Origin of the sequence: Massilia sp. IC2-278 (assembly GCF_020708045.1) — a bacterium.
Lineage (GTDB): Bacteria > Pseudomonadota > Gammaproteobacteria > Burkholderiales > Burkholderiaceae_D > Telluria.
Genome location: NZ_JAJFES010000006.1, coordinates 101,111 through 119,877 on the forward strand (window position 1 = coordinate 101,111; position 18,767 = coordinate 119,877).

Annotated in this window: 21 protein-coding genes and 1 tRNA gene; 6 read left to right on the forward strand and 16 right to left on the reverse strand. The window is 65.1% G+C overall.

Translation table 11 applies throughout. The features are described 5' to 3' along the window. Positions 1-15: 15 nt before the first annotated feature. Positions 16-219, reverse strand: a complete 204-nt coding sequence (locus LK540_RS13735; RefSeq protein ID WP_229437859.1) for a hypothetical protein — start codon at positions 217-219, stop codon at positions 16-18. Positions 220-287: 68 nt separating this feature from the next. Next, positions 288-707 (reverse strand): RcnB family protein, encoded by a 420-nt coding sequence (locus LK540_RS13740; RefSeq protein ID WP_229437860.1) that lies wholly within the window; start codon positions 705-707, stop codon positions 288-290. A gap of 145 nt (positions 708-852) precedes the next feature. Here LK540_RS13740 and rsxB point away from each other — a divergent pair, with 145 nt between their 5' ends. Continuing rightward, complete coding sequence (gene rsxB, locus LK540_RS13745) at positions 853-1,572, forward strand: electron transport complex subunit RsxB (RefSeq protein WP_229437861.1); 720 nt, start codon at positions 853-855, stop codon at positions 1,570-1,572. Between the two features lie 18 nt (positions 1,573-1,590). Then, positions 1,591-2,280, forward strand: coding sequence for an endonuclease III (gene nth, locus LK540_RS13750; RefSeq protein ID WP_229437862.1), 690 nt, complete (start codon positions 1,591-1,593; stop codon positions 2,278-2,280). Here the strand turns inward: nth and LK540_RS13755 are convergent. The 8 genes from LK540_RS13755 to rplU all read right to left on the reverse strand — a co-directional run bounded on the left by LK540_RS13755 (position 2,249) and on the right by rplU (position 9,344). Next, positions 2,249-3,346: an acyltransferase gene (locus LK540_RS13755; RefSeq protein WP_229437863.1), complete on the reverse strand. Its 1,098-nt coding sequence runs from the start codon at positions 3,344-3,346 to the stop codon at positions 2,249-2,251. The two genes, nth and LK540_RS13755, sit on opposite strands and share 32 nt — an antisense overlap. Before the next feature lie 342 nt (positions 3,347-3,688). Next, positions 3,689-5,371: a methyl-accepting chemotaxis protein gene (locus LK540_RS13760; RefSeq protein WP_229437864.1), complete on the reverse strand. Its 1,683-nt coding sequence runs from the start codon at positions 5,369-5,371 to the stop codon at positions 3,689-3,691. Positions 5,372-5,562: 191 nt separating this feature from the next. Further along, positions 5,563-5,925 carry a nuclear transport factor 2 family protein gene (locus LK540_RS13765; RefSeq protein ID WP_229437865.1) on the reverse strand — a complete coding sequence of 121 codons (363 nt, stop codon included), beginning with the start codon at positions 5,923-5,925 and terminating at the stop codon, positions 5,563-5,565. An 11-nt stretch (positions 5,926-5,936) separates the two neighbouring features. After that, the gene (gene proB / locus LK540_RS13770) at positions 5,937-7,067 is read right to left on the reverse strand and encodes a glutamate 5-kinase (RefSeq protein WP_229437866.1); all 1,131 of its coding nucleotides are present in this window, start codon (positions 7,065-7,067) and stop codon (positions 5,937-5,939) included. Beyond that, positions 7,064-7,504: a hypothetical protein gene (locus LK540_RS13775; protein WP_229437867.1), complete on the reverse strand. Its 441-nt coding sequence runs from the start codon at positions 7,502-7,504 to the stop codon at positions 7,064-7,066. Before LK540_RS13775 ends, proB begins: the two co-directional genes overlap by 4 nt. Continuing rightward, positions 7,494-8,609, reverse strand: a complete 1,116-nt coding sequence (gene obgE / locus LK540_RS13780) for a GTPase ObgE (protein ID WP_229437868.1) — start codon at positions 8,607-8,609, stop codon at positions 7,494-7,496. Before obgE ends, LK540_RS13775 begins: the two co-directional genes overlap by 11 nt. 104 nt (positions 8,610-8,713) lie before the next feature. Next, positions 8,714-8,992 (reverse strand): 50S ribosomal protein L27, encoded by a 279-nt coding sequence (gene rpmA / locus LK540_RS13785; RefSeq protein ID WP_229437869.1) that lies wholly within the window; start codon positions 8,990-8,992, stop codon positions 8,714-8,716. Positions 8,993-9,032: 40 nt separating this feature from the next. Further along, the gene (gene rplU, locus LK540_RS13790; RefSeq protein ID WP_136220275.1) at positions 9,033-9,344 is read right to left on the reverse strand and encodes a 50S ribosomal protein L21; all 312 of its coding nucleotides are present in this window, start codon (positions 9,342-9,344) and stop codon (positions 9,033-9,035) included. A 268-nt stretch (positions 9,345-9,612) separates the two neighbouring features. Between rplU and ispB the strand changes: the two genes are divergently transcribed. The 3 genes from ispB to LK540_RS13805 all read left to right on the forward strand — a co-directional run bounded on the left by ispB (position 9,613) and on the right by LK540_RS13805 (position 11,370). Continuing rightward, positions 9,613-10,602 (forward strand): octaprenyl diphosphate synthase, encoded by a 990-nt coding sequence (gene ispB, locus LK540_RS13795; protein ID WP_267498785.1) that lies wholly within the window; start codon positions 9,613-9,615, stop codon positions 10,600-10,602. A 56-nt stretch (positions 10,603-10,658) separates the two neighbouring features. Next, positions 10,659-10,735 (forward strand) — tRNA-Pro (locus tag LK540_RS13800). 62 nt (positions 10,736-10,797) lie between these two features. Next, positions 10,798-11,370 carry a YdcF family protein gene (locus tag LK540_RS13805; RefSeq protein ID WP_229437870.1) on the forward strand — a complete coding sequence of 191 codons (573 nt, stop codon included), beginning with the start codon at positions 10,798-10,800 and terminating at the stop codon, positions 11,368-11,370. Positions 11,371-11,475: 105 nt separating this feature from the next. Here the strand turns inward: LK540_RS13805 and LK540_RS13810 are convergent, their stop codons facing one another. The 3 genes from LK540_RS13810 to LK540_RS13820 form a co-directional block, all read right to left on the reverse strand. Continuing rightward, complete coding sequence (locus LK540_RS13810; protein WP_229437871.1) at positions 11,476-12,114, reverse strand: NAD(P)H-dependent oxidoreductase; 639 nt, start codon at positions 12,112-12,114, stop codon at positions 11,476-11,478. Positions 12,115-12,242: 128 nt separating this feature from the next. Further along, positions 12,243-12,422, reverse strand: coding sequence for a hypothetical protein (locus LK540_RS13815; protein WP_229437872.1), 180 nt, complete (start codon positions 12,420-12,422; stop codon positions 12,243-12,245). Further along, on the reverse strand, positions 12,419-13,555 hold the full coding sequence (locus LK540_RS13820; protein ID WP_229437873.1) for a PepSY domain-containing protein: 1,137 nt from the start codon (positions 13,553-13,555) through the stop codon (positions 12,419-12,421). Before LK540_RS13820 ends, LK540_RS13815 begins: the two co-directional genes overlap by 4 nt. A 224-nt stretch (positions 13,556-13,779) precedes the next feature. Here LK540_RS13820 and LK540_RS13825 point away from each other — a divergent pair, with 224 nt between their 5' ends. Further along, positions 13,780-15,849: a TonB-dependent siderophore receptor gene (locus LK540_RS13825; RefSeq protein WP_307729180.1), complete on the forward strand. Its 2,070-nt coding sequence runs from the start codon at positions 13,780-13,782 to the stop codon at positions 15,847-15,849. Positions 15,850-15,914: 65 nt separating this feature from the next. Here the strand turns inward: LK540_RS13825 and LK540_RS13830 are convergent, their stop codons facing one another. The 3 genes from LK540_RS13830 to LK540_RS13840 all read right to left on the reverse strand — a co-directional run bounded on the left by LK540_RS13830 (position 15,915) and on the right by LK540_RS13840 (position 18,752). Continuing rightward, on the reverse strand, positions 15,915-16,988 hold the full coding sequence (locus tag LK540_RS13830) for a porin (RefSeq protein ID WP_229437875.1): 1,074 nt from the start codon (positions 16,986-16,988) through the stop codon (positions 15,915-15,917). Between the two features lie 121 nt (positions 16,989-17,109). Then, positions 17,110-17,412, reverse strand: coding sequence for a hypothetical protein (locus tag LK540_RS13835; RefSeq protein ID WP_229437876.1), 303 nt, complete (start codon positions 17,410-17,412; stop codon positions 17,110-17,112). A 2-nt stretch (positions 17,413-17,414) separates the two neighbouring features. Beyond that, positions 17,415-18,752, reverse strand: coding sequence for an acyclic terpene utilization AtuA family protein (locus LK540_RS13840; protein WP_229437877.1), 1,338 nt, complete (start codon positions 18,750-18,752; stop codon positions 17,415-17,417). Positions 18,753-18,767 lie beyond the last annotated feature (15 nt).

Consider the following 18,767-nt stretch of genomic DNA (forward strand, 5'->3'; position numbering starts at 1 on the left):
CATACGACAAGTAGCTCAAGCTGTGCTGTCGCGCCGATCCTCGCCCCGCCCGAAATCGTCGTCGGTATCGACATGCGGTTCACGCCGGTCGGCGCCGCGGCGGTCGTCGGCGGCAGGTTCGGGCTTGGCCGTGGCGGCGGCGTCGCTCTCCCCGGGCCGGTACACCGGGCGCGAGGTGGGGTCGGTCGCCAGCAGGGGCGCGACAATCCATTCAGTCATTTCGTTCTCCTATAAACAGGCTGGAGAGACGCCCCCCGCGTCGGCGGGCTGGCGCCTGCGCCAACCACTCAATTACCCAGCAAGACGCTGGCGATGACGCCGGTGGCAATCGCCGCCAGCACGTAGTCATTCCCCACCTGCACCCAGTGATGGCCGCGTGGCGGCGCGCTCAGGCGGTGCGCGCGCCAGTTGTCGACCACGTATTGGCGGTGGTTGTAGTTCGACGGCAAGCGGTTGCCGCGGTACAGGTCGTGGCGCGGGCCGGCGCCGCGGCGGGCGTCGCGGTGGTCACGGCGGTCGTCGCGGCGTGTATCCCGATAATCCCGGCGGTCTTCACGGCGTTCGTCGCGGAAATCACGGCGGTCTTCGCGCCGGTCGTCGCGGTACTCGCGGCGGTCGTCGCGGCGATCATGGTTCTGGGCAAATGCAGGCGCGTTGGCAGCCAGCATCAGTGCGATCATGCTCTTGGCGATGAGGCGTTTATTCATGTTTTTTCCTCCTTAAAAGATGGCGCGCGTCGACGCGCAGCCGGTACCGTCAGTAAGCCATGGCGACCGCGAGGGCTCTGTACGCTGCACCACTTACTGGACGAAACATTAACCCCGGTCGCGCCCTCCGCGCTTTTGTCGGATAATGACGGCTTTACGCCGCCGCATCACCGTGACCAAGACTCTTGCCGACCAGATCGAAGACCTGCTGCCGCAGACGCAATGCACCAAGTGCGGCTACCCGGCCTGCCGGCCCTATGCCGAGGCGATCGCGAACGGCGAAGCGCCGATCAACCAGTGCCCGCCCGGCGGCATCGAGGGCGTGCGGCGCCTGGCGTCGCTCACCGGCCACCCGGTCATTCCGATCAACCCTGCCAACGGCGTCGAACGCCCGCGCCCGGTTGCCTTCATCGACGAAAGCCTGTGCATCGGCTGCACCCTGTGCATCCAGGCCTGCCCGGTGGACGCCATCATGGGCGCGGCCAAGCAGATGCACACCATCCTGCCGAGCCTGTGCACCGGCTGCGATCTGTGCGTGGCGCCCTGCCCGGTCGACTGCATCAGCATGGTCCCGGTAACCGAAGCCACCGGCTGGGCCGCCTGGTCGCAGGAAGCGGCCGATGCCGCCCGTGCACGCCACGATTTCCGCACCCTGCGCCTGCAGCGCGAGCGCGAGGAAAACGATGCGCGCCTGGCGGCCAAGGCGCTGGAGAAGATGCGCGCGGTCACGGCGGAAGTCACGAACACGCCGGAAGAACTGGCCGAGAAGGAACGCAAGCGCGCCATCATCGCCGCCGCCATGGAAAGGGCGCGCCAGCGCGCCGCGCCGCCCGATGCCACGCCACCCGATTCGAACAAGAACTGAGCGAAGAAAAACTGAGCGATGAATCCCGCCAAACGCCTCGAGATCTTTACCCGCTTTCGCGCCGCCAATCCGCATCCGACCACCGAACTCGAATACACCACGCCCTTCGAACTGCTGATCGCGGTGCTGCTGTCGGCGCAGTCGACCGACGTGGGCGTGAACAAGGCCACGCGCCGCCTGTATCCGGTGGCGAACACGCCGCAGCAAATCCTCGACCTCGGCATCGACGAGCTGAAGAGCTATATCGCGACCATCGGCCTGTACAACACCAAGGCCAAGAACGTGATGGCGACCTGCCAGATCCTGGTGGAGCAGCACGGCGGCGAAGTGCCGCGCCAGCGCGAGGCGCTCGAAGCCCTGCCCGGCGTGGGCCGCAAGACGGCGAACGTGGTGCTGAATACGGCGTTCGGCGAGCCGACCATGGCGGTCGACACCCACATCTTCCGCGTCTCGAACCGCACCAAAATTGCGCCCGGCAAGAACGTCGACGAAGTCGAAATGAAATTGCTGAAGTTCGTGCCGAAGGAGTTTTTGCAGGACGCCCACCACTGGCTGATCCTGCACGGGCGCTACACCTGCGTGGCGCGCCGGCCGAAGTGCTGGAACTGCATCATCAATGACTTGTGCGAGTTCCGCGACAAGACGCCGACGCCGGACGGCATCATCGCCCCCGGCGTCATAGAATCCGCGCCGCTCCCGGCAGCCTGAGCGCCAGGCGCGCCAGCAGGAAGCTGGCGACCACGCCCACGGCGCCGGCCAGGGCGAACTGGAGCATGTTCGGCAGCGGTAGCGCCGCAACCAGCAGGCCGGCCGCCGTCAGCAGCGGCGGATGCAGGATGTAGGCGGCATACGCTTGCCGCGCCAAGGGCTGCCAGCGCGGCGACGAATGCTCTGCGCGCCGGAAGTGCGTCAGCATCGCGAGGATGATGCCCCAGGCCACAAAAGGCTCCCAGAACGCGTAGGCAAGCGCCGGCAGGGTCCAGCCGCCCGCGGTCTCGAAGGGCTGGCCCTGGACCAGGCTGATGTAGATTCCATACACGAACAGCAGCGGCGCCACGAGCAGCGCCGCCAGCGACCAGCGCCCGGCCTGCTGCGGGCCGACCCGCTCGATCCAGCGGCTGCCCGCCATGGCGCAGCCGCCTGCGAACAGCACGGTGTAGGACGCAAAATAGCCGACCTGCAAGCCCAGGCGCTCCTCGCCGACCGGCACCAGCAGGCGCAGCAGGAAAGCGGCGGCGCCGGTGGCCAGGGCGGCCAGCAGCAGGGTGCGCCGGCCGGGTTCCCAGTTGCCCAGGCCGGTGCCGCCGCGCAGCCGGCGCCACAGCAGGTAGGCCGCGCTGAACAGCAGAAGCGCCCAGGCAAACCACAGCGGGCCGATCTCGAAGCGCAGCGCCGCCATCATCGCCGTCCAGTTGGAAAGGAAAGGTTCGCCTTCGCGCATGTCCGCCAGCGCCACCGTGAGCGGCCCCAGCACGAAGCCATACACCAGCAGCGGGATGCCCAGCCTCAGCAGGCGGTCACGGGCGAAACGCGCGGCGCCCTTGCGCTCGTACGATAGCGCAGTGAAATAACCGGACAGCAAAAAGAAAAAGCCCATGAAAAAGGCCTGGTTAACCGAGACGAACATAGCGAACGGCAGCTTTTCCGCCACGCCGTGGGCGGGATAGGTCAGGTACCAGCCGCCGGGCGCGCCGAACATGATGGCGGCGTGGTGCAGGATGACCAGCGCGGTCAGGACGACGCGGATGCGGTCGAGGAAGTCGGTGCGGGCCATCCTGGCATTCCTGTGGTCAGAAATAAAGTTGCCACAAAGATAGCACAGCTGGCGGATGCCAGGTGATGCATGACGACGATGTTGGCGGCGACCGTAGGGTGGGCCGGGCCGCGCCAAGGCATCCTGTGCCCACGCGGAAGGATGCACGGTGGCTGCTCATTCCGATGCGTAGTAAATGATCATTCGCCAGCGCGTGGAAAAGTGTATCGTTAGCTCATCGTTCCGCGTGGGCACGGAGTGCCCACCGTACGGTCACGGCCAACGATACGGTCGATGATGACTGACTGGACGTAAAAAAACCGCGCGGCAGGTGCGGCGCGGCTGCTTGATAAAGCGAAAACCTTAGAACTCTTCCCACTCCTCGCTACGGGCCTTCGCGCTTGCCTTCGAACGCACCGGCTCCCTGCGGACAGGGGACGGCGCCTTGGCCACCGGCGCCGTCAGCCGTGCCGGCGCCATGGCTGGGCGCAGCGGCTGCACACTCTGGGCCGCCATTGCATCGCCCTCGAGCTTGAACACGCCGACCACCTCGTTCAGCGCCACGGTCTGCTCGCGCAGCGCCTGCGCGGCGGCGGCCGCTTCTTCCACCAGCGCCGCGTTCTGCTGGGTCGTGGTGTCCATCTCGGTGACTGCGATGTTGATCTGCTCGATGCCGGCGCCCTGCTCGGCGCTGGCGGCGCTGATCTCGCCCATGATGTCCATCACCCGCTTCACGCTGGCGACGATCTCGTTCATGGTGGTGCCGGTCTCGTTGACCAGCGCGCTGCCCGCTTCCACGCGCGCCACCGAGTCGCCGATCAGGGCCTTGATCTCCTTGGCCGCGCTGGCCGAGCGCTGGGCCAGGTTGCGCACTTCGGACGCGACGACCGCGAAGCCGCGGCCCTGCTCGCCCGCGCGTGCCGCCTCGACCGCCGCGTTCAGCGCCAGGATGTTCGTCTGGAAGGCGATGCCGTCGATGACGCCGATGATGTCGACGATCTGTTTCGAGGATTCGCTGATCGCGCCCATGGTGGTCACCGCGCGCTCGACCACGTCGCCGCCCTTCGCCGCCACGTCGCAGGCGCTGATCGCCAGCTGGTTGGCCTGGCGTGCGTTGTCGGCGTTCTGCTTCACGGTCGAGGTCAGTTCCTCGATCGAGGACGCGGTTTCTTCCAGCGCGCCGGCCTGCTGCTCGGTACGCGACGACAGATCCATGTTGCCGCTTGCAATCTCATCCGAAGCAACCGTGATCGTTTCGGCGCCGCTGCGCACCTTGCCGACAATCCGGGTCAGGCTGGCGTTCATGTCCTTCAATGCCTGCAGCAGCTGGCCGGTCTCGTCGTTCGACGTCACCTCGATGCGGGCCCGCAAGTCGCCGCCGGCAACCGTCTGCGCAACTTCCACGGCGCGCTCGAGCGGACGCACGATGGAACGCGATACGAACACGCCGGCCACGATGGCGGCGCCCGAGCCGAGCGCCATCGCGAGCAGGCTCAGCAGCGTAGCGCGCTCGCTGGCCGCTTCGGCCGCCGCGGCACTGGCGCGGGTGGCGGCAACGATCTGCTTGCTGGCCTGGTCCAGCAGTTCAGCCGGCTCCCGGTCCTTGCCCTTGACCGCCGCATCGCCCGCGGCCGGATCGAAACCGGCGGCGGCAAACTGTTCGTAGCCCTTGCGGAAGTCTTGGCCCATCTGCGCATGGGCGCGGCCGAATTGTTCGAGCAGCGCACGCTCCTTGCCCGGCGCCAGTGCGGCATTCAGCTTCGCGAGCTGGGCGCTGACCTCGCGCTCGCTGTCCTGGAAAGCCTGCCAGTACTTGTTGCGCTCGGCCTCATCCTTGCCGCGCAGGAGAGTGTTCTTCCATTCCTGGATTTGCGTCTTGAAGGTCGAGAGCATGGCCTCGACTTCCCCGGCGTGGCTGTAGCTGACGACGGCGCGGTCGTAGGTGGCGATCGAACCGTTCAACGCCCACAGGCCGAACAGGCCGGCGCAGGCCACGACCAGCGCAACGGCGGCAAAGCAGAGGGGAAGTTTACGACTCAGTTTCATGATGGCCCTGGTTAACGTCAATACGAGTTTTCCAGGCGAGTCTACGGGAGGTTCTATCCAGGCGGCAACTAAAAGACATGCCCTGCAATACTATGCAGACGGAATGTGTGTTTGCCACGACAGAGTTATTTTTACGCTAAGGAGAAACTTATCGAGGCTGCCACGAACGGGCAGCCTGCGGGGGTGCCGGCTCAGGCCAGCATGGTGGTGGCGCCGGTGGCGAACGAAGCACGCGCAATGCGTCCGTCGATGACCTCGTACACGCACAGCATCTCGACCGTGCCGCGTCCTTCCGGGAAGTTGCGGTAGACCAGTTCCAGGTCGGTGACGAAATTCCCGGCCACACTGCGCGTTAGCAGCTGGGCGCGCAGGTCCGGCTCGGCAAAGCGCGCTGCGTAGCGCGGGCGAATTTGATCATGGCCTTCGGCCAGCAGCGCGCCGTGCAGCGCGAACTGCCGGGCATCCGGTGCATAGGTGGCCATCAGGGCGTCGAGGTCCTTGGCGTTGTAGGCCTCTAACTGGGCCTGGACCACGGCGGCGGGCGAAAGCGACATCGGGAACTCCATCAAAGTAAAACCAGGTTATCGCGGTGCACCAGCTCCGGCCCTTCGATGTAGCCGAGGATGGCTTCGATCTCGTGCGAAGAATGGCGCATGATGCGGCGTACTTCGCTGCTGGTGTAGCTGGTCAGGCCGCGCGCGATCGGGGTGCCGTCTTCGCGCACGCAGGTGATCACCTGGCCGCGCCCGAATTCGCCGCTTACCTTGATGACGCCGATCGGCAGCAGCGACTTGCCCTCTTGCGTCAGCTTCTGCACGGCGCCGGCGTCGAGCACGACCTCGCCGGCGGTGTGCAGGTGGTCGACCATCCACTGGCGGCGCGCGGTCAGGCGCGTCGTTGGCGCGTTCAGCTGCGAGCCGATCGCTTCGCCGCTGGCCAGGCGCGTGAGCACGTCCGGTTCGCGGCCCCAGGCGATCACCGTGTGGGCGCCGGAACGGGCGGCGCGGCGCGCGGCCAGCACCTTGGTCAGCATGCCGCCACGGCCGATGCTGCTGCCGGCGCCGCCGGCCATCGCTTCCAGCGCCGGGTCGCCGGCTTCGGCTTGCTCGATCAAACGTGCCGCCGGGTCCTTGCGCGGATCGGCGGAGAACAGGCCGCGCTGGTCGGTCAGGATCACCAGCGCGTCGGCTTCGATGAGATTGGCCACCAGGGCGCCGAGGGTGTCGTTGTCGCCGAACTTGATCTCGTCCGTGACCACCGTGTCGTTCTCGTTGATGATCGGGACCACGCCCAGGCGCAGCAGGGTCGTGAGGGTAGCGCGCGCGTTCAGGTAGCGTTCGCGGTCGGCCAGGTCGGCATGGGTCAGCAGCACCTGCGCCGTTTTCACGCCGTGGGTGGCGAAGCTCGATTCGTAGATTTGCGCGAGGCCCATCTGGCCGACGGCGGCGCAGGCCTGCAGTTCGTGGATGTCGTGCGGACGGCTGGCGAAGCCGAGGCGCAGCATGCCTTCGGCGATCGCGCCGGAGCTGACCAGCACGACCTCTTTACCGAGGCCGCGCAGCGCGGCGATTTGCGTGGCCCAGCGGGCGATGGCCTCGTGGTCGAGACCGCGGCCTTCGTCCGTGACGAGGGAAGAGCCGACCTTGACGATGATGCGGCCGGCTTGTTGAATGCAGGAGGAATGCGCGGAATTCATGGCGAGTGTTTTCTATCTCGCGGGCGCAAGGCCAGCAGGCCCACGCCCGCCAGCAGCTCGATCCCGCTCACGATCAACAGGGACCCATGCGGCAGGCCGATCGCGAATGCCGCGACCAGGCGCCCAACCGGCTGGGCCAGCAGGAAGAATGCAACGAGATCGCCGAGGATGGGCTGGTCGCCCCGCCTTGCCGCCAGCATAGCCAGCCCCGCGATCGCGAGACGGACTCCGACATAGATGGCGTAGAACTGGCTGTAGCCGTTCACGCCAACGAGAAACAGGCCCATGACCGCCGCGACCATATCGGGGTCGAGCAGGGCCACGAGCGCCGCCAGCGAACTGGCGGTGGCCACCAGCTGCAGCAGCTGGCCGCGCGCCCAGGCACGGGTAAAGGTGAACCCGGGGCGCTTGTTGATGACGCGGTCCTCAGTCTTCAAGGATCTTGAAGCGTGGATCGTCGGGATCGATCGAGTTGATGCCGCGCGCTTCCTCGGTCATCTGCGTCGTTTCGTCGACGCGTACTTCGGTGGCGCGCTTTTCTTCCAGGTGCAGGTAGATCGCGTTGATCAGGTCCTGGCAGCCTTCGCGGTTCAGGGCCGAGATCTCGAAGACCGGGCCTTTCCAGGACAGCTTCTTGAGGAAGTCCTTGACCTTCTTCTTGCGTTCTTCTTCCGGCACCATGTCGAGCTTGTTCAGCACGAGCCAGCGCGGCTTGTTCAGCAGGTCTTCGTCGTACTTCTCGAGTTCCTTGATCAGCGCCTTGGCTTCCTTCACCGGATCGACGGTCGCCTCGAACGGCGCCAGGTCGACGATGTGCAGCAGCAGACCGGTACGCGCCAGGTGGCGCAGGAACTGGTGGCCGAGGCCCGCGCCTTCGGCCGCGCCTTCGATCAGGCCCGGGATGTCGGCGATGACAAAACTCTTCGCGTGCGACACGCGCACCACGCCGAGGTTCGGATGCAAGGTCGTGAACGGGTAGTCGGCAATCTTCGGCTTGGCGTTCGAGACGGCCGTGATGAACGTCGACTTGCCGGCGTTCGGCATGCCCAGCAGGCCCACGTCCGCCAGCACCTTCAATTCCAGGCGCAGCTGGCGGCGTTCGCCCGGCTTGCCGTCGGTCTTCTGGCGCGGTGCGCGGTTGGTGGACGTCTTGAAGTGGATGTTGCCCCAGCCGCCCTCGCCGCCCTTGGCCAGCAGTTCGGTCTGGCCGTGTTCGGTCAGGTCGGCGATGATTTCGCCGTTCACGTTATCGACGATCAGGGTGCCGACCGGCATGCGCAGGGTCACGTCGTCCGCGCCCTTGCCGTAGCAGTCCGAGCCGCGGCCGGGTTCGCCGTTGCGCGCGGTGTGCACTTTCGAATAACGGAAATCCACCAGGGTATTGATGTTGCGGTCAGCAACCGCCCAGATCGAGCCGCCCTTGCCGCCGTCGCCGCCGTCCGGCCCGCCGAATGGGCGGAACTTTTCGCGCAGGAACGATGCGCAGCCGTTGCCGCCGTCGCCCGCGATGACTTCAATTCTTGCTTCGTCGATAAACTTCATGATGACCGCCAAAAAACTAAAAAGGCTCTACCGTGGGCAGAGCCTTTCGATGGAAGGCTTGCGCCTTACAAGGATGCGCCGCTGTGTGCGGCGCTTTGCGTCAATTAAGCTGCGACTGCTTCGGCAGCTGCTGCAACGACGGTCACGTACTGCTTCGAACCGACGCCTTGCTTGACGAACTTGACCGTGCCGTTCACCAGGGCGAACAGGGTGTGGTCTTTGCCGAGGCCGACGTTGACGCCTGGACGAACCTGGGTGCCACGCTGACGCACGATGATGCCGCCGGCGTTGATCGCCTGGCCGCCGTACACTTTCACGCCGAGGCGCTTGCTTTCTGAGTCGCGGCCGTTACGGGTAGTGCCGCCGCCTTTTTTGTGTGCCATTTAGTTACTCCTTGATGACTGTTTAAATAGACCGGGGCAATTAGCCGTTGATCGAAACGACTTCGATCTCGGTGAAGTTCTGGCGGTGGCCTTGACGCTTCTGGTAGTGCTTACGACGGCGCATCTTGAAAATGCGGACCTTGTCGTGGCGACCGTGGGAAACGACCTTCACCAGAACCGTCGCGCCTTCGACCAGAGGAGCACCAAACTTGATGCTTTCGCCCGCGCCAACGGCGAGGACCTGATCGATGGAGAGTTCGGAACCAATGTCTGCCGGTATCTGTTCTACTTTAAGTTTTTCGCCAGCGACAACTTTGTATTGCTTGCCACCGGTTTTTATGACCGCGTACATGATTGAAACCTCATCAAATGTTTAAAGAATTCCCACCGGCGCCATTGCGCTGAGCTGGTCTGAAGCCGGGGAACAGAGGATTATACATAGTTCGCCGCATTGCGTCAAAAGCCGGCATCATCCGTCAACAGTGTGTCATCCCAGCAACGACGGCCCTGGGAGCGGGAATGGCTGGGTATTTCCTTACAGTTGGGCAAATGGCACGGCTTATGCATGCTTGTCGTATAATCGCCGCACTCAACGCCCTCAACGACTACGCAGGTTCGCCTTGTCCGCCGCTACCCAACACGCTCAACAGAACAATATTACCCAGACGATCGCCGACGACATGGCGGCGGTGAACACGGTGATCCGCCAGCGCCTGCACTCCGACGTTCCCCTGGTGAACCAGATTTCCGAGTACATCATCAGCGCCGGCGGCAAGCGCATCCGCCCCGTGCTGGTGCTGCTGCTGGCGAACGCGCACGGTTACCGGGGCACGGCGCACCACGAACTGGCGGCGGTGGTCGAATTCATCCACACCGCCACCCTGCTGCACGACGACGTGGTCGACGAATCCTCGATGCGCCGCGGCCGCGAAACGGCGAATGCCCTGTTCGGCAATGCCGCCTCGGTACTGGTCGGCGACTTCCTGTACTCGCGCTCGTTCCAGATGATGGTCAGCCTGGAAAGCATGCGCGTGATGCAGATCCTGTCGGACGCCACCAACGTGATCGCCGAAGGCGAAGTGCTGCAGCTGCTGAACATGCACAACCCGGACGTGACGCACGAGAGCTACCTGACCGTGATCCGCTCGAAGACCGCCAAACTGTTCGAGGCCGCCGCCGAGCTGGGCGCCCTGGTGGCTGGCGCCAGCAACGCGCAGATCGCCGCGGCCGGCGAATTCGGCCGCTCGCTTGGCACCGCGTTCCAATTGATCGACGACGTGCTGGACTACGCCGGCGACGCCGCCGAGATCGGCAAGAACGTCGGCGACGACCTGCGCGAAGGCAAGCCTACCCTGCCGCTGATCTACCTGATGGAACACGGCACGCCGCAACAGCGCGAACTGGTGCGCACCTGCATCGAGCAGGGCGACGAGCAGCATTTCGATGCGGTGCTGGCGGCGGTGACGTCGAGCGGTGCGCTCGATTACACGCGCCGCGAAGCGGAGGCGGCGGCACGCCGTGCGGCCGAGTCGATCGCCGATTTGCCGGAGAGCGCGTACAAGGACAGCCTGCTCCAGCTCTGCAGCTTTGCAGTTGACAGGAACCACTAAGAATATTTATAGTAATGCCATCCCGAGACGTCGTTCTTCCGGCGTCTCAAACCAGTCGGGGTGTAGCTTAGCCCGGTAGAGCGCTACGTTCGGGACGTAGAGGCCGGAGGTTCGAATCCTCTCACCCCGACCACAGAATTCGAAAGCCAGACCAGGCATCAGCCGGTCTGGCTTTTTGCATATCCGAGGCCATGAATGCGTAAGCTTGCCAGGCGTGCTCCACCCCTCCTCCTGCTCACCCTGGTTCTGGCCGGCGCCGTCGCCATCAGCGTCGACGGCTTGCGCGACAATGCCCAAGCCAGCGATGTCGGCGTGGTCCTCGGTTCGAAAGTCATGCCGGACGGTACGCCCTCGGACCGCTTGCGCGCACGGCTCGACAAGGCTGCCGAACTCTACCGGCAAGGCATGTTCGGGCACATCATCGTCAGCGGTGGAACCGGCGTCGAGGGATTCAGCGAGGCCCGGGTCATGGCTGACTACCTGGCCGAGCGGCAAGCGATTCCGCGCACTGCCCTCCTCCTCGACGAACAAGGCAATACGACCGAAGCAACCGCCCGCAACAGCGCCGCCATCATGCGGGCGCAGGGTTTTAAAAGCGCAGTGGTCGTCACGCAGTTCTTCCACCTGACACGCAGCCGCTATGCCCTGCGGCGCGCCGGCATCGATACGGTTTATACGGCGCATGCCAATTACTTCGAAGCGCGCGATGCGTACTCGCTGGCGAGGGAGCTTGCCGCGCTGCCTGCCTACTGGTTCCAGGTTCGCTGAACAGGCCCCGCAGAATGCGAAAAGGCAGATCGACTCGATCTGCCTTTTTCGTTTTTACATGCCTGGGACAGCGATAGAACCGGAGTCGCCAGGATGCCGTGTTGCTCAGGCCAGTTCGGTAACGAACTGCGAAATCGGACGGCGCACTTTCTTCAGGTTGACGAGCCAGTCGCCTTCATCCGCACGATAGCCAACAGGCAGCAGGATCACCGAACGCAGTCCGCGTTCGCGCAGCTTCAGGATCTCGTCGACCTTGGCCGGATCGAAGCCTTCCATCGGCGTAGCATCGACCTTTTCCTCGGCAGCGGCAATCAATGCGCTACCCAGGCCGATGTAGGCCTGGCGTGCGGCGTGCTCGAAATTGGTCTCGGCATCGCGCTGCGGGTAGGTCGACAGCAGTTGCTGGCGGTAGGCTTCCCAGCCTTCGTTCTTGAAGCCGCGCTCGTCGTTCACCAGGTCGAACATGGCATTGATGCGCTCGGGCGTGTAGTTATCCCATGCGGCGAACACCAGCAGGTGCGAAGCGTCCGTCACCTGGGACTGGTTCCAGGCATGCGCCTTGATCTGTTCGCGCAGGCCTGGATTGGTTACCACGAACATCTCGTACTGTTGCAAGCCACTGGAACTGGCCGTCAGGCGCACCGCTTCGAGAATGCGGTCGATCTTCTCTTTGGCGACCTTCTTCGCAGGATCCATTTTTTTGGTGGCATAACGCCACTGCAAGGTTTGCAGGAGATCAGACATGCAAATTTCTTTCTATGTGAAGTGAAGAACGCGTCATGATGCCTGACCCGGCAATTTCTTGCCGAGCAGGGCCTCATTTTCCGACAGCACTACGTCACCTCACCGTCCGATGTGTCTCCTGCGCCACCTTACCGCGCTCTCGGCCGCCGCAAGCCGTACCAGCCAGCCACCGCCACCACCACGCCCAGCGACACGGCGGACACCGCATCCCAAATGCCGTCGCCCAGCAATGCGCTGATCAGGCCGATGACGGTCAGTACGCCGAGCACGATCGGCGCGGTCCAGATGGGCCCAAAGATGCGCGTCATACCGCTGCCTCCTCGGCCCGCACTTCCGCCGGCTTGGCTGCCGCTGCCTTGCCGCGCTTGAGCCACAGGTAGAGTCCGGTGATGAGCACGGCGATGGTGGCGATATCCAGCAAGGCCCACAGCAGTTTCAGGGCCTGGCCGCCGTAGTCGCCGAAGTGCAGCGGCTGCGATACGCGCAGCGCGACCATGTACCACGGCAGATCGACGCTGGCGATTACCTGCTCGGTCTGGGCATCGACCAGCACGGGCTTCTGCAGGCGCGAGGTCAGGGGCGAGGTGCCCTGCATGAAGACGATGTAATGGTGCGGCGTCGCGAACTTGGTACCGGGGAAGGCCACCAGGCGCACGTGCATGCCGGGCTCGGTTTTCTCGGCCGCGGCGATCACGGCCGTCATCGAACCCAGCTTGGTCACCGGCGGCAAGCCCTCGTAGGGCTTGGTCATCTCGGCCAGTTCGGTCTTTTGAAAGACCTTCAGCAGCAAGTCGGCCCAGGTATTGATCACACCGGTCGCGCCCACCACCAGCAGCCACACCAGCGTGACGATGCCGAGCACGTTGTGCAGGTCGAGCCAGCGCACGCGGCGGCTGCGCTCGTGCCGCACCGTGCCGAAGGCCAGCTTGCGCGTGAACGGCGCGTACAGCACCACGCCGGACACCACCGCGACGATCAGCAGCAAGCCCATGAAGCCGAGGAAGAGCTTGCCCCACAGGCCTGCATACAGATCCACATGCAGGTGGAACATCATCGACATGAAGGGTCCGCCCTCCACCGGTGGTTCGGGCAGCAATTGGGCGGTACGGGAATCCACCAGCAAGGGCTTGTAGTTCTTGTCGCGCGGCGTGTCGCCCAGGGTCATGGCCCACATGCCCGGCTCGTCCCTGTCCTGGGACAGGTACATCATGACCTTGCCGGGATAGGCGGCCATGCCGGCGGCGACTACCCGGTCGATGTCGGCACGGGGCGTGTCCACCGGCATCTCAGGCGCCTCGACCTCGTTACCGAGAGCGTGGACGATTTCGTGGTGATAGATCAGCGGCAGGCCGGTAATGCAGAGCAGCAGCATGAACACCGTGCAGACGAGGCTGCTCCATTTGTGAATCCAGGACCAGCGGCGCAGGTTCTTCGGTGTCATGGGGATTTTATTCGTAGGAAAGCCCAGGATAATAATAGTTCTCATTTACCTCGGCAACCCATTACGCATATAATGCGAACCATTCTCATTTAGAACGATCCTCCTATCCGATGACTGCCGCCCGCTTTTCGCTGACTCCCCTCGCCCTCGCCGCCCTCCTGATGACCTCCGCCAGCGCCAGGGCGCAAAGCACCGAAAATGCGGCTGACACGGACACGCAACCGATGGCAACCGTTGTCGTCACCGCGTCTGCCGATGCATCCGCCCAGGGCTTGCCGGCGGCGTATGCGGGCGGCCAGGTGGCGCGCGGCGGGCGCATCGGTTTGCTCGGCAACGTGGACATGATGGACACGCCCTTCAACACCACCAACTACACGCTGGGCGTGATCCAGGACCAGCAGGCGCGCAGCGTGGCCGACGTGGTGCAGAACGATCCGTCGGTGCGCGTGGCGCGCGGCTCCGGCAACTTCCAGGAGCTGTACGTGATCCGCGGCTTCGCGGTCAATTCGGACGACCTGGCCTACAACGGCCTGTTCGGCCTGCTGCCGCGCCAGTTCGTGTCGGCCGAACTGCTGGAGCGTGTGGAAGTGTTCCGCGGCGCCAGCGCCTTTGTCAACGGCGCGGCGCCGGGCGGCGGCGGCATCGGCGGCACCATCAATTTGCTGCCGAAGCGCGCGACCAGCCGGCCGCTGACGCAAGTGACGGTGGGTGTCGAATCGGGTGGCCAGGGCTACGTGGCGGCCGACGTCTCGCGCCGCTTCGGCGAAGGCGAGCGCCTGGGCCTGCGCGTGAACGCCGCCCACCGTGACGGCGACACCGCTGTCGATCGCGAATCGCGCAAGCTGGATGTAATCGCGGTCGGCATGGACTACCGCGGCGATGGCTACCGGCTGTCGGCCGACATCGGTTACCAGGACCACTCGCTGAACAGCCCACGCCCGAACGTGACCCTGCTGGCCGCCGTGCCGATGATCGCGCCGCCTTCGTCGACCCGCAATTTCGCCCAGCCCTGGACCGTCTCCAGCGAGCACGACACCTTCGGCACCGTGCGCGGCGAAGTCGACCTGGCGCAGGATGTCGTGGCCTGGGCCGCCTTTGGCGCCCGCAGCGGCGACGAATACAACGAACTGGCGTCGCCACGGGTCAGCAATGCCGACGGCACGACCAGCATGTCCCGCTTCGACAACGTGCGCCACGATAACGTGCGCACCGGCGAGGTCGGCGTGCGCGGCATGCTGCGCACCGGCGGCGTCAAGCACACGGTCAGCGCAACGGCTTCGGCCTTCTCGCTCGATTCGCGCAACGGTTACGCCACCGGCCCGGCCCAGGCCACGAACATCTACCGCCCGGTCGACTACCCATCCGTCACGCCTAAGCCGACGGTGGGCGGCAGCATGAGCGATCCCCTGGTCACCGCGACCAGCGACCTGGCCAGCTATGCAATCGCCGACACCCTGGCCATGCTCGACGACAGCGTGCTGCTGACGGTCGGCGTGCGCCACCAGCGCATCCGCTCGGGCAGCTTCAGCTACACCACCGGCGCGCGCATCGGGCGTTACGACGAGACGGCGAACACCCCGGTGGCCGGCCTGGTCTACAAGCCGGTCAAGGGCGTGTCGCTGTATGCCAACTATATCGAGGCGCTGCAGCCCGGCCCTGTTGCGGCAGGAACCGATATCGACAACGTGGGCGAGGCATTCGCACCTTACCGCTCCAGGCAGAAGGAAGTCGGCGTCAAATACGACGCCGGCAAGCTCGGCATGAGCGCGGCCCTGTTCACGGTTGCGCAGCCCTCGGCCTACGTCGTGAATCGCCGGTTCGGCGTGTTTGGCGAGCAGCGCAACCGGGGCCTGGAACTGTCGGTGTTCGGCGTGCCGACGCGCGGCGTGCGCGTGCTGGGCGGCCTGACGCTGCTCGATACCGAGCAGGTCAGCACCTTGAATGGCGTCAACCAGGGCAAGGATGCGATCGGCGTGCCGAAGACCCAGCTGAACCTCGGGAGCGAGTGGGATGTGCCCTACGTCGATGGCCTGACCGTGGATGCGCGTGCGGTGTACACGTCGTCCCAGTTCGCGGACGGTGCGAATACGAAAGAGGTGCCGTCGTGGTCCCGTTTCGATTTGGGCGCCAGCTACGCGATGCGCATCATGGACCGTGCGGTCACGCTGCGCGCGCGCGTGAACAACGTGGCGGACCGCAGCTACTGGGCGTCGGCTGGCGGGTTCCCGGGTAGCGGTTACCTGGTGGTCGGGGCGCCGCGCACGTTTACGTTGACGGGTACCGTGAACTTCTGAAGCCCTTTGATTGAATTTGGCTGGCGCATCCCTCTGCGCCAGCCCATCGGCGAACGGGGCTACGCTCAGAACGCGTGACGTATCCCGAGGTTATACGCCTTGTCCCCCGTACCCGCATTCGAGTTGTTCCCGACGGTATAACCCGCTCCATTCTTGTTGATGATCCTGCCATACGATGCGTACACGCCGGTACGCTTCGACAGCGAGTGCAGGTAACCCACCGCATACTGCGACGCATCCTGGTTCAGCAGGGTCTTGTCGTTCTTGCGGATGTACGAGGTCATGACCGTGCCGGCCGCGCCGACCGGAATGCTGGCCCCGATCAGTGCCTCGTTGCCCTTCAGGCTGGGTTCGAAATCGCGGCCATAGGGACGCGGCGTGGAATTGTTGAGCGGCGCGCTGTTCAAGCCTTCGTCGTCGCTGTACGCAAAGTACATCTTGACGACGCGGAAATCGTAATTCGCCACGAGCATGATGTTACGTCCGCTCGGGTTGTCGACGCTGGCCGTGTCGTTGTTGCGGTTGTTGTAGGTGAGGCGGGCATTCAGCGGGCCGCCGGTGTAGTTGAGGCTCAGGTTGATCTGGCGCTGGGCCTTGCTGTTGCCGGAGACCTCGCCGAGCGCATACAGGACATTCGCATTGAAGCCGTTCCAGTTCGGGCTAGTGTACAGAATCGAATTATCGGCGCGCAGGTTGCGGCCGGCGACAGGGAACAGGTTCTTGGCGCTGCCCGAGTAACCGCTGCCGAAGGGGTCGCCCACCTGCCCCAGCGCGTTGTAGGTCGGCGTGTACTGGCGACCGACCGTGATCGAGCCGAGCGTCTTGCTCTCCAGGCCAACGAAGGCCTGGCGGTTGAAGGCCTTGCCGGCCGCGTCCTGGGCGCCGGTATCGATCAGGATGCCGGACTCCAGCGTGAACACGGCCGCTACGCCGCCGCCCAGGTCTTCCTTGCCCTTGAAGCCCAGGCGCGAGGCGGTGCCCACGCCGCTGCTCAACTTGGTCGAACTGCCGGCGGCACCGCCGCTTTCGTGCACGAGGCCTGCGTCCATCAGGCCGTAGAGCGTGACGTTCGATTGCGCCAGCGCGCCGTTGGCGAGCGTGAGCAGTATAGCGGCGGGAATGAGTCGGGATGTTTTCATGTTGTCTCCTTGTTTTTATGGGAAAAGCGGCCGGCGCGGCGTTTGACGGCGCCGCGCGGCCAAGGGGCGGCCTGCCCCGGGAATGGGCAAGCGCAAAATACGGTGGGATGAACAGCCGGACTTACTCGATTTCGATGTTGAGCAGGGCGGAACTCAGGGATTTGCCGTGGGCGTCCAGCGCCAGCGAGCGCGTCACGCCGCCACCGAGGGCGTTTTGCATGACGAAGTTCATCGCGCCCAACTGCGGCAACAGGTAGCGCTGCACCTCGCCGTGCACGACGCCCGCGAAATGCGCCTTCACCCGTTCGGCCGTCACCTGCTTTTCCAGCAGCGGGTAATCGTCAAGGCGATAGGCGATCAGCGACAGGTTAGAGATGTCGCCCTTGTCGCCGGCGCGGGAATGGGCGATGTCACGTAGCTTCATGTTCAGATCTCCTCGAAGTGGATCGCAGGCTGCACCTGCGCTGCGGCCAGCAGGGTGGAGCGGATCGCCACCACCTCGCGGCTCGACTTCGTGACCCCGCCCCCGCTGGCCGGGCCACAGGTGTACAGGGTCTCGACTTCGTTGCCGACCCGGATCGCCTCGCGCATGCTGTCGGCGCGGCCGGCAACCCGCAGGCGCACTTCGTAGGGTTCCGCCGATTGTGCGGCCAGCCCGGCGCCGTGGATGGCGTTCACGCCGATCAGCTCGGAGCGCACTTCGGTCAGCGCCGCGCCAATCATGTCCAGGCGCTCGGCGACGATCTCCTGCGCCAGCCGGGCACGCGCCAGCGCGCCGGAGCCGGCATACGAAATCTGGCCTTCGCCGACGTAGCTGTCGATGTAGCCCACCGACACCTTCAGCATGCCGCTGGGCGGATGCCCGGTGGCGCCGCTGACGGCAACGCGGTCGGGGCCAATCTGCGTCATCGTGACCCGCGAAAAATCGGCGACGACGTCCGGCGTCAGGTAGGCAGCCGGGTCGTGGATCTCGTAGAGCAGCTGTTCGGTGCAGGTGGCGGTGGTGATGCTGCCGCCGGAACCGGCCACCTTGGTGATCTCGATGCTGCCGTCCTCGCCGACCACCGCGATCGGAAAGCCCAGGCGCGCCAGGTTGCTCACGTCCTTGCAGCCAGGGTCGGCGAAGTAGCCGCCCGATACCTGGCCCGCGCATTCCAGCAGGTGGCCGGCCAGGGTGCCCTGCCCCAGGCGCTCCCAGTCGTCCATGGCCCAGCCGAACGTGTGGATCAGCGGCGCCAGCACCAGGGCCGGATCGGCCACGCGGCCGGTGACGACGACGTCCGCACCTGCGGCCAGCGCATCGACCAGCGGCTGCGCACCCAGATAGGCGTTTGCCGACAGCAGCCGGGCGCCCAGCGCGGCCACCGGTTCGCCGGTGTCGTCGCGGTAGTCGCCGGCTTGCAGCTGCGCGAGCACGTCGTCGCCGACCACGGCCGCGACTTTCAGCTTGGGCAGGCCGAGCGAAACCGCGATCTCGCGGATCTTCGCTGCCGCCGCGAGCGGATTCGCGGCGCCCATGTTGGTGACGATCTTGATGCCCTTTTCGGCGCAGGTCTTCAGCACCGCCAGCATGCGCGCTTCCAGCAGCGGATCGTAGCCGAGCGCCGGGTCCTTCATCTTCGCTTGCTGGGCCAGGGCGATGGTCCGCTCGGCCAGGCACTCGAAGACCAGGTAATTGATCTCGCCGTGTTCGGCCAGTTCGACCGCCGGCTCGATACGGTCGCCCGAGTAACCGGCGCCGCCGCCGATGCGCAGGGTTTTCATGCGTATACTCCTTGG

Excerpts from the sequence above, each read along its gene's own strand:
- LK540_RS13735 (WP_229437859.1), bottom strand. The coding sequence starts at position 219 with ATGACTGAATGGATTGTCGCGCCCCTGCTGGCGACCGACCCCACCTCG.
- LK540_RS13740 (WP_229437860.1), bottom strand. The coding sequence starts at position 707 with ATGAATAAACGCCTCATCGCCAAGAGCATGATCGCACTGATGCTGGCT.
- rsxB (WP_229437861.1), top strand. The coding sequence starts at position 853 with ATGACGGCTTTACGCCGCCGCATCACCGTGACCAAGACTCTTGCCGAC.
- nth (WP_229437862.1), top strand. The coding sequence starts at position 1,591 with ATGAATCCCGCCAAACGCCTCGAGATCTTTACCCGCTTTCGCGCCGCC.
- LK540_RS13755 (WP_229437863.1), bottom strand. The coding sequence starts at position 3,346 with ATGGCCCGCACCGACTTCCTCGACCGCATCCGCGTCGTCCTGACCGCG.
- LK540_RS13760 (WP_229437864.1), bottom strand. The coding sequence starts at position 5,371 with ATGAAACTGAGTCGTAAACTTCCCCTCTGCTTTGCCGCCGTTGCGCTG.
- LK540_RS13765 (WP_229437865.1), bottom strand. The coding sequence starts at position 5,925 with ATGTCGCTTTCGCCCGCCGCCGTGGTCCAGGCCCAGTTAGAGGCCTAC.
- proB (WP_229437866.1), bottom strand. The coding sequence starts at position 7,067 with ATGAATTCCGCGCATTCCTCCTGCATTCAACAAGCCGGCCGCATCATC.
- obgE (WP_229437868.1), bottom strand. The coding sequence starts at position 8,609 with ATGAAGTTTATCGACGAAGCAAGAATTGAAGTCATCGCGGGCGACGGC.
- rpmA (WP_229437869.1), bottom strand. The coding sequence starts at position 8,992 with ATGGCACACAAAAAAGGCGGCGGCACTACCCGTAACGGCCGCGACTCA.
- rplU (WP_136220275.1), bottom strand. The coding sequence starts at position 9,344 with ATGTACGCGGTCATAAAAACCGGTGGCAAGCAATACAAAGTTGTCGCT.
- LK540_RS13805 (WP_229437870.1), top strand. The coding sequence starts at position 10,798 with ATGCGTAAGCTTGCCAGGCGTGCTCCACCCCTCCTCCTGCTCACCCTG.
- LK540_RS13810 (WP_229437871.1), bottom strand. The coding sequence starts at position 12,114 with ATGTCTGATCTCCTGCAAACCTTGCAGTGGCGTTATGCCACCAAAAAA.
- LK540_RS13815 (WP_229437872.1), bottom strand. The coding sequence starts at position 12,422 with ATGACGCGCATCTTTGGGCCCATCTGGACCGCGCCGATCGTGCTCGGC.
- LK540_RS13820 (WP_229437873.1), bottom strand. The coding sequence starts at position 13,555 with ATGACACCGAAGAACCTGCGCCGCTGGTCCTGGATTCACAAATGGAGC.
- LK540_RS13825 (WP_307729180.1), top strand. The coding sequence starts at position 13,780 with ATGGCAACCGTTGTCGTCACCGCGTCTGCCGATGCATCCGCCCAGGGC.
- LK540_RS13830 (WP_229437875.1), bottom strand. The coding sequence starts at position 16,988 with ATGAAAACATCCCGACTCATTCCCGCCGCTATACTGCTCACGCTCGCC.
- LK540_RS13835 (WP_229437876.1), bottom strand. The coding sequence starts at position 17,412 with ATGAAGCTACGTGACATCGCCCATTCCCGCGCCGGCGACAAGGGCGAC.
- LK540_RS13840 (WP_229437877.1), bottom strand. The coding sequence starts at position 18,752 with ATGAAAACCCTGCGCATCGGCGGCGGCGCCGGTTACTCGGGCGACCGT.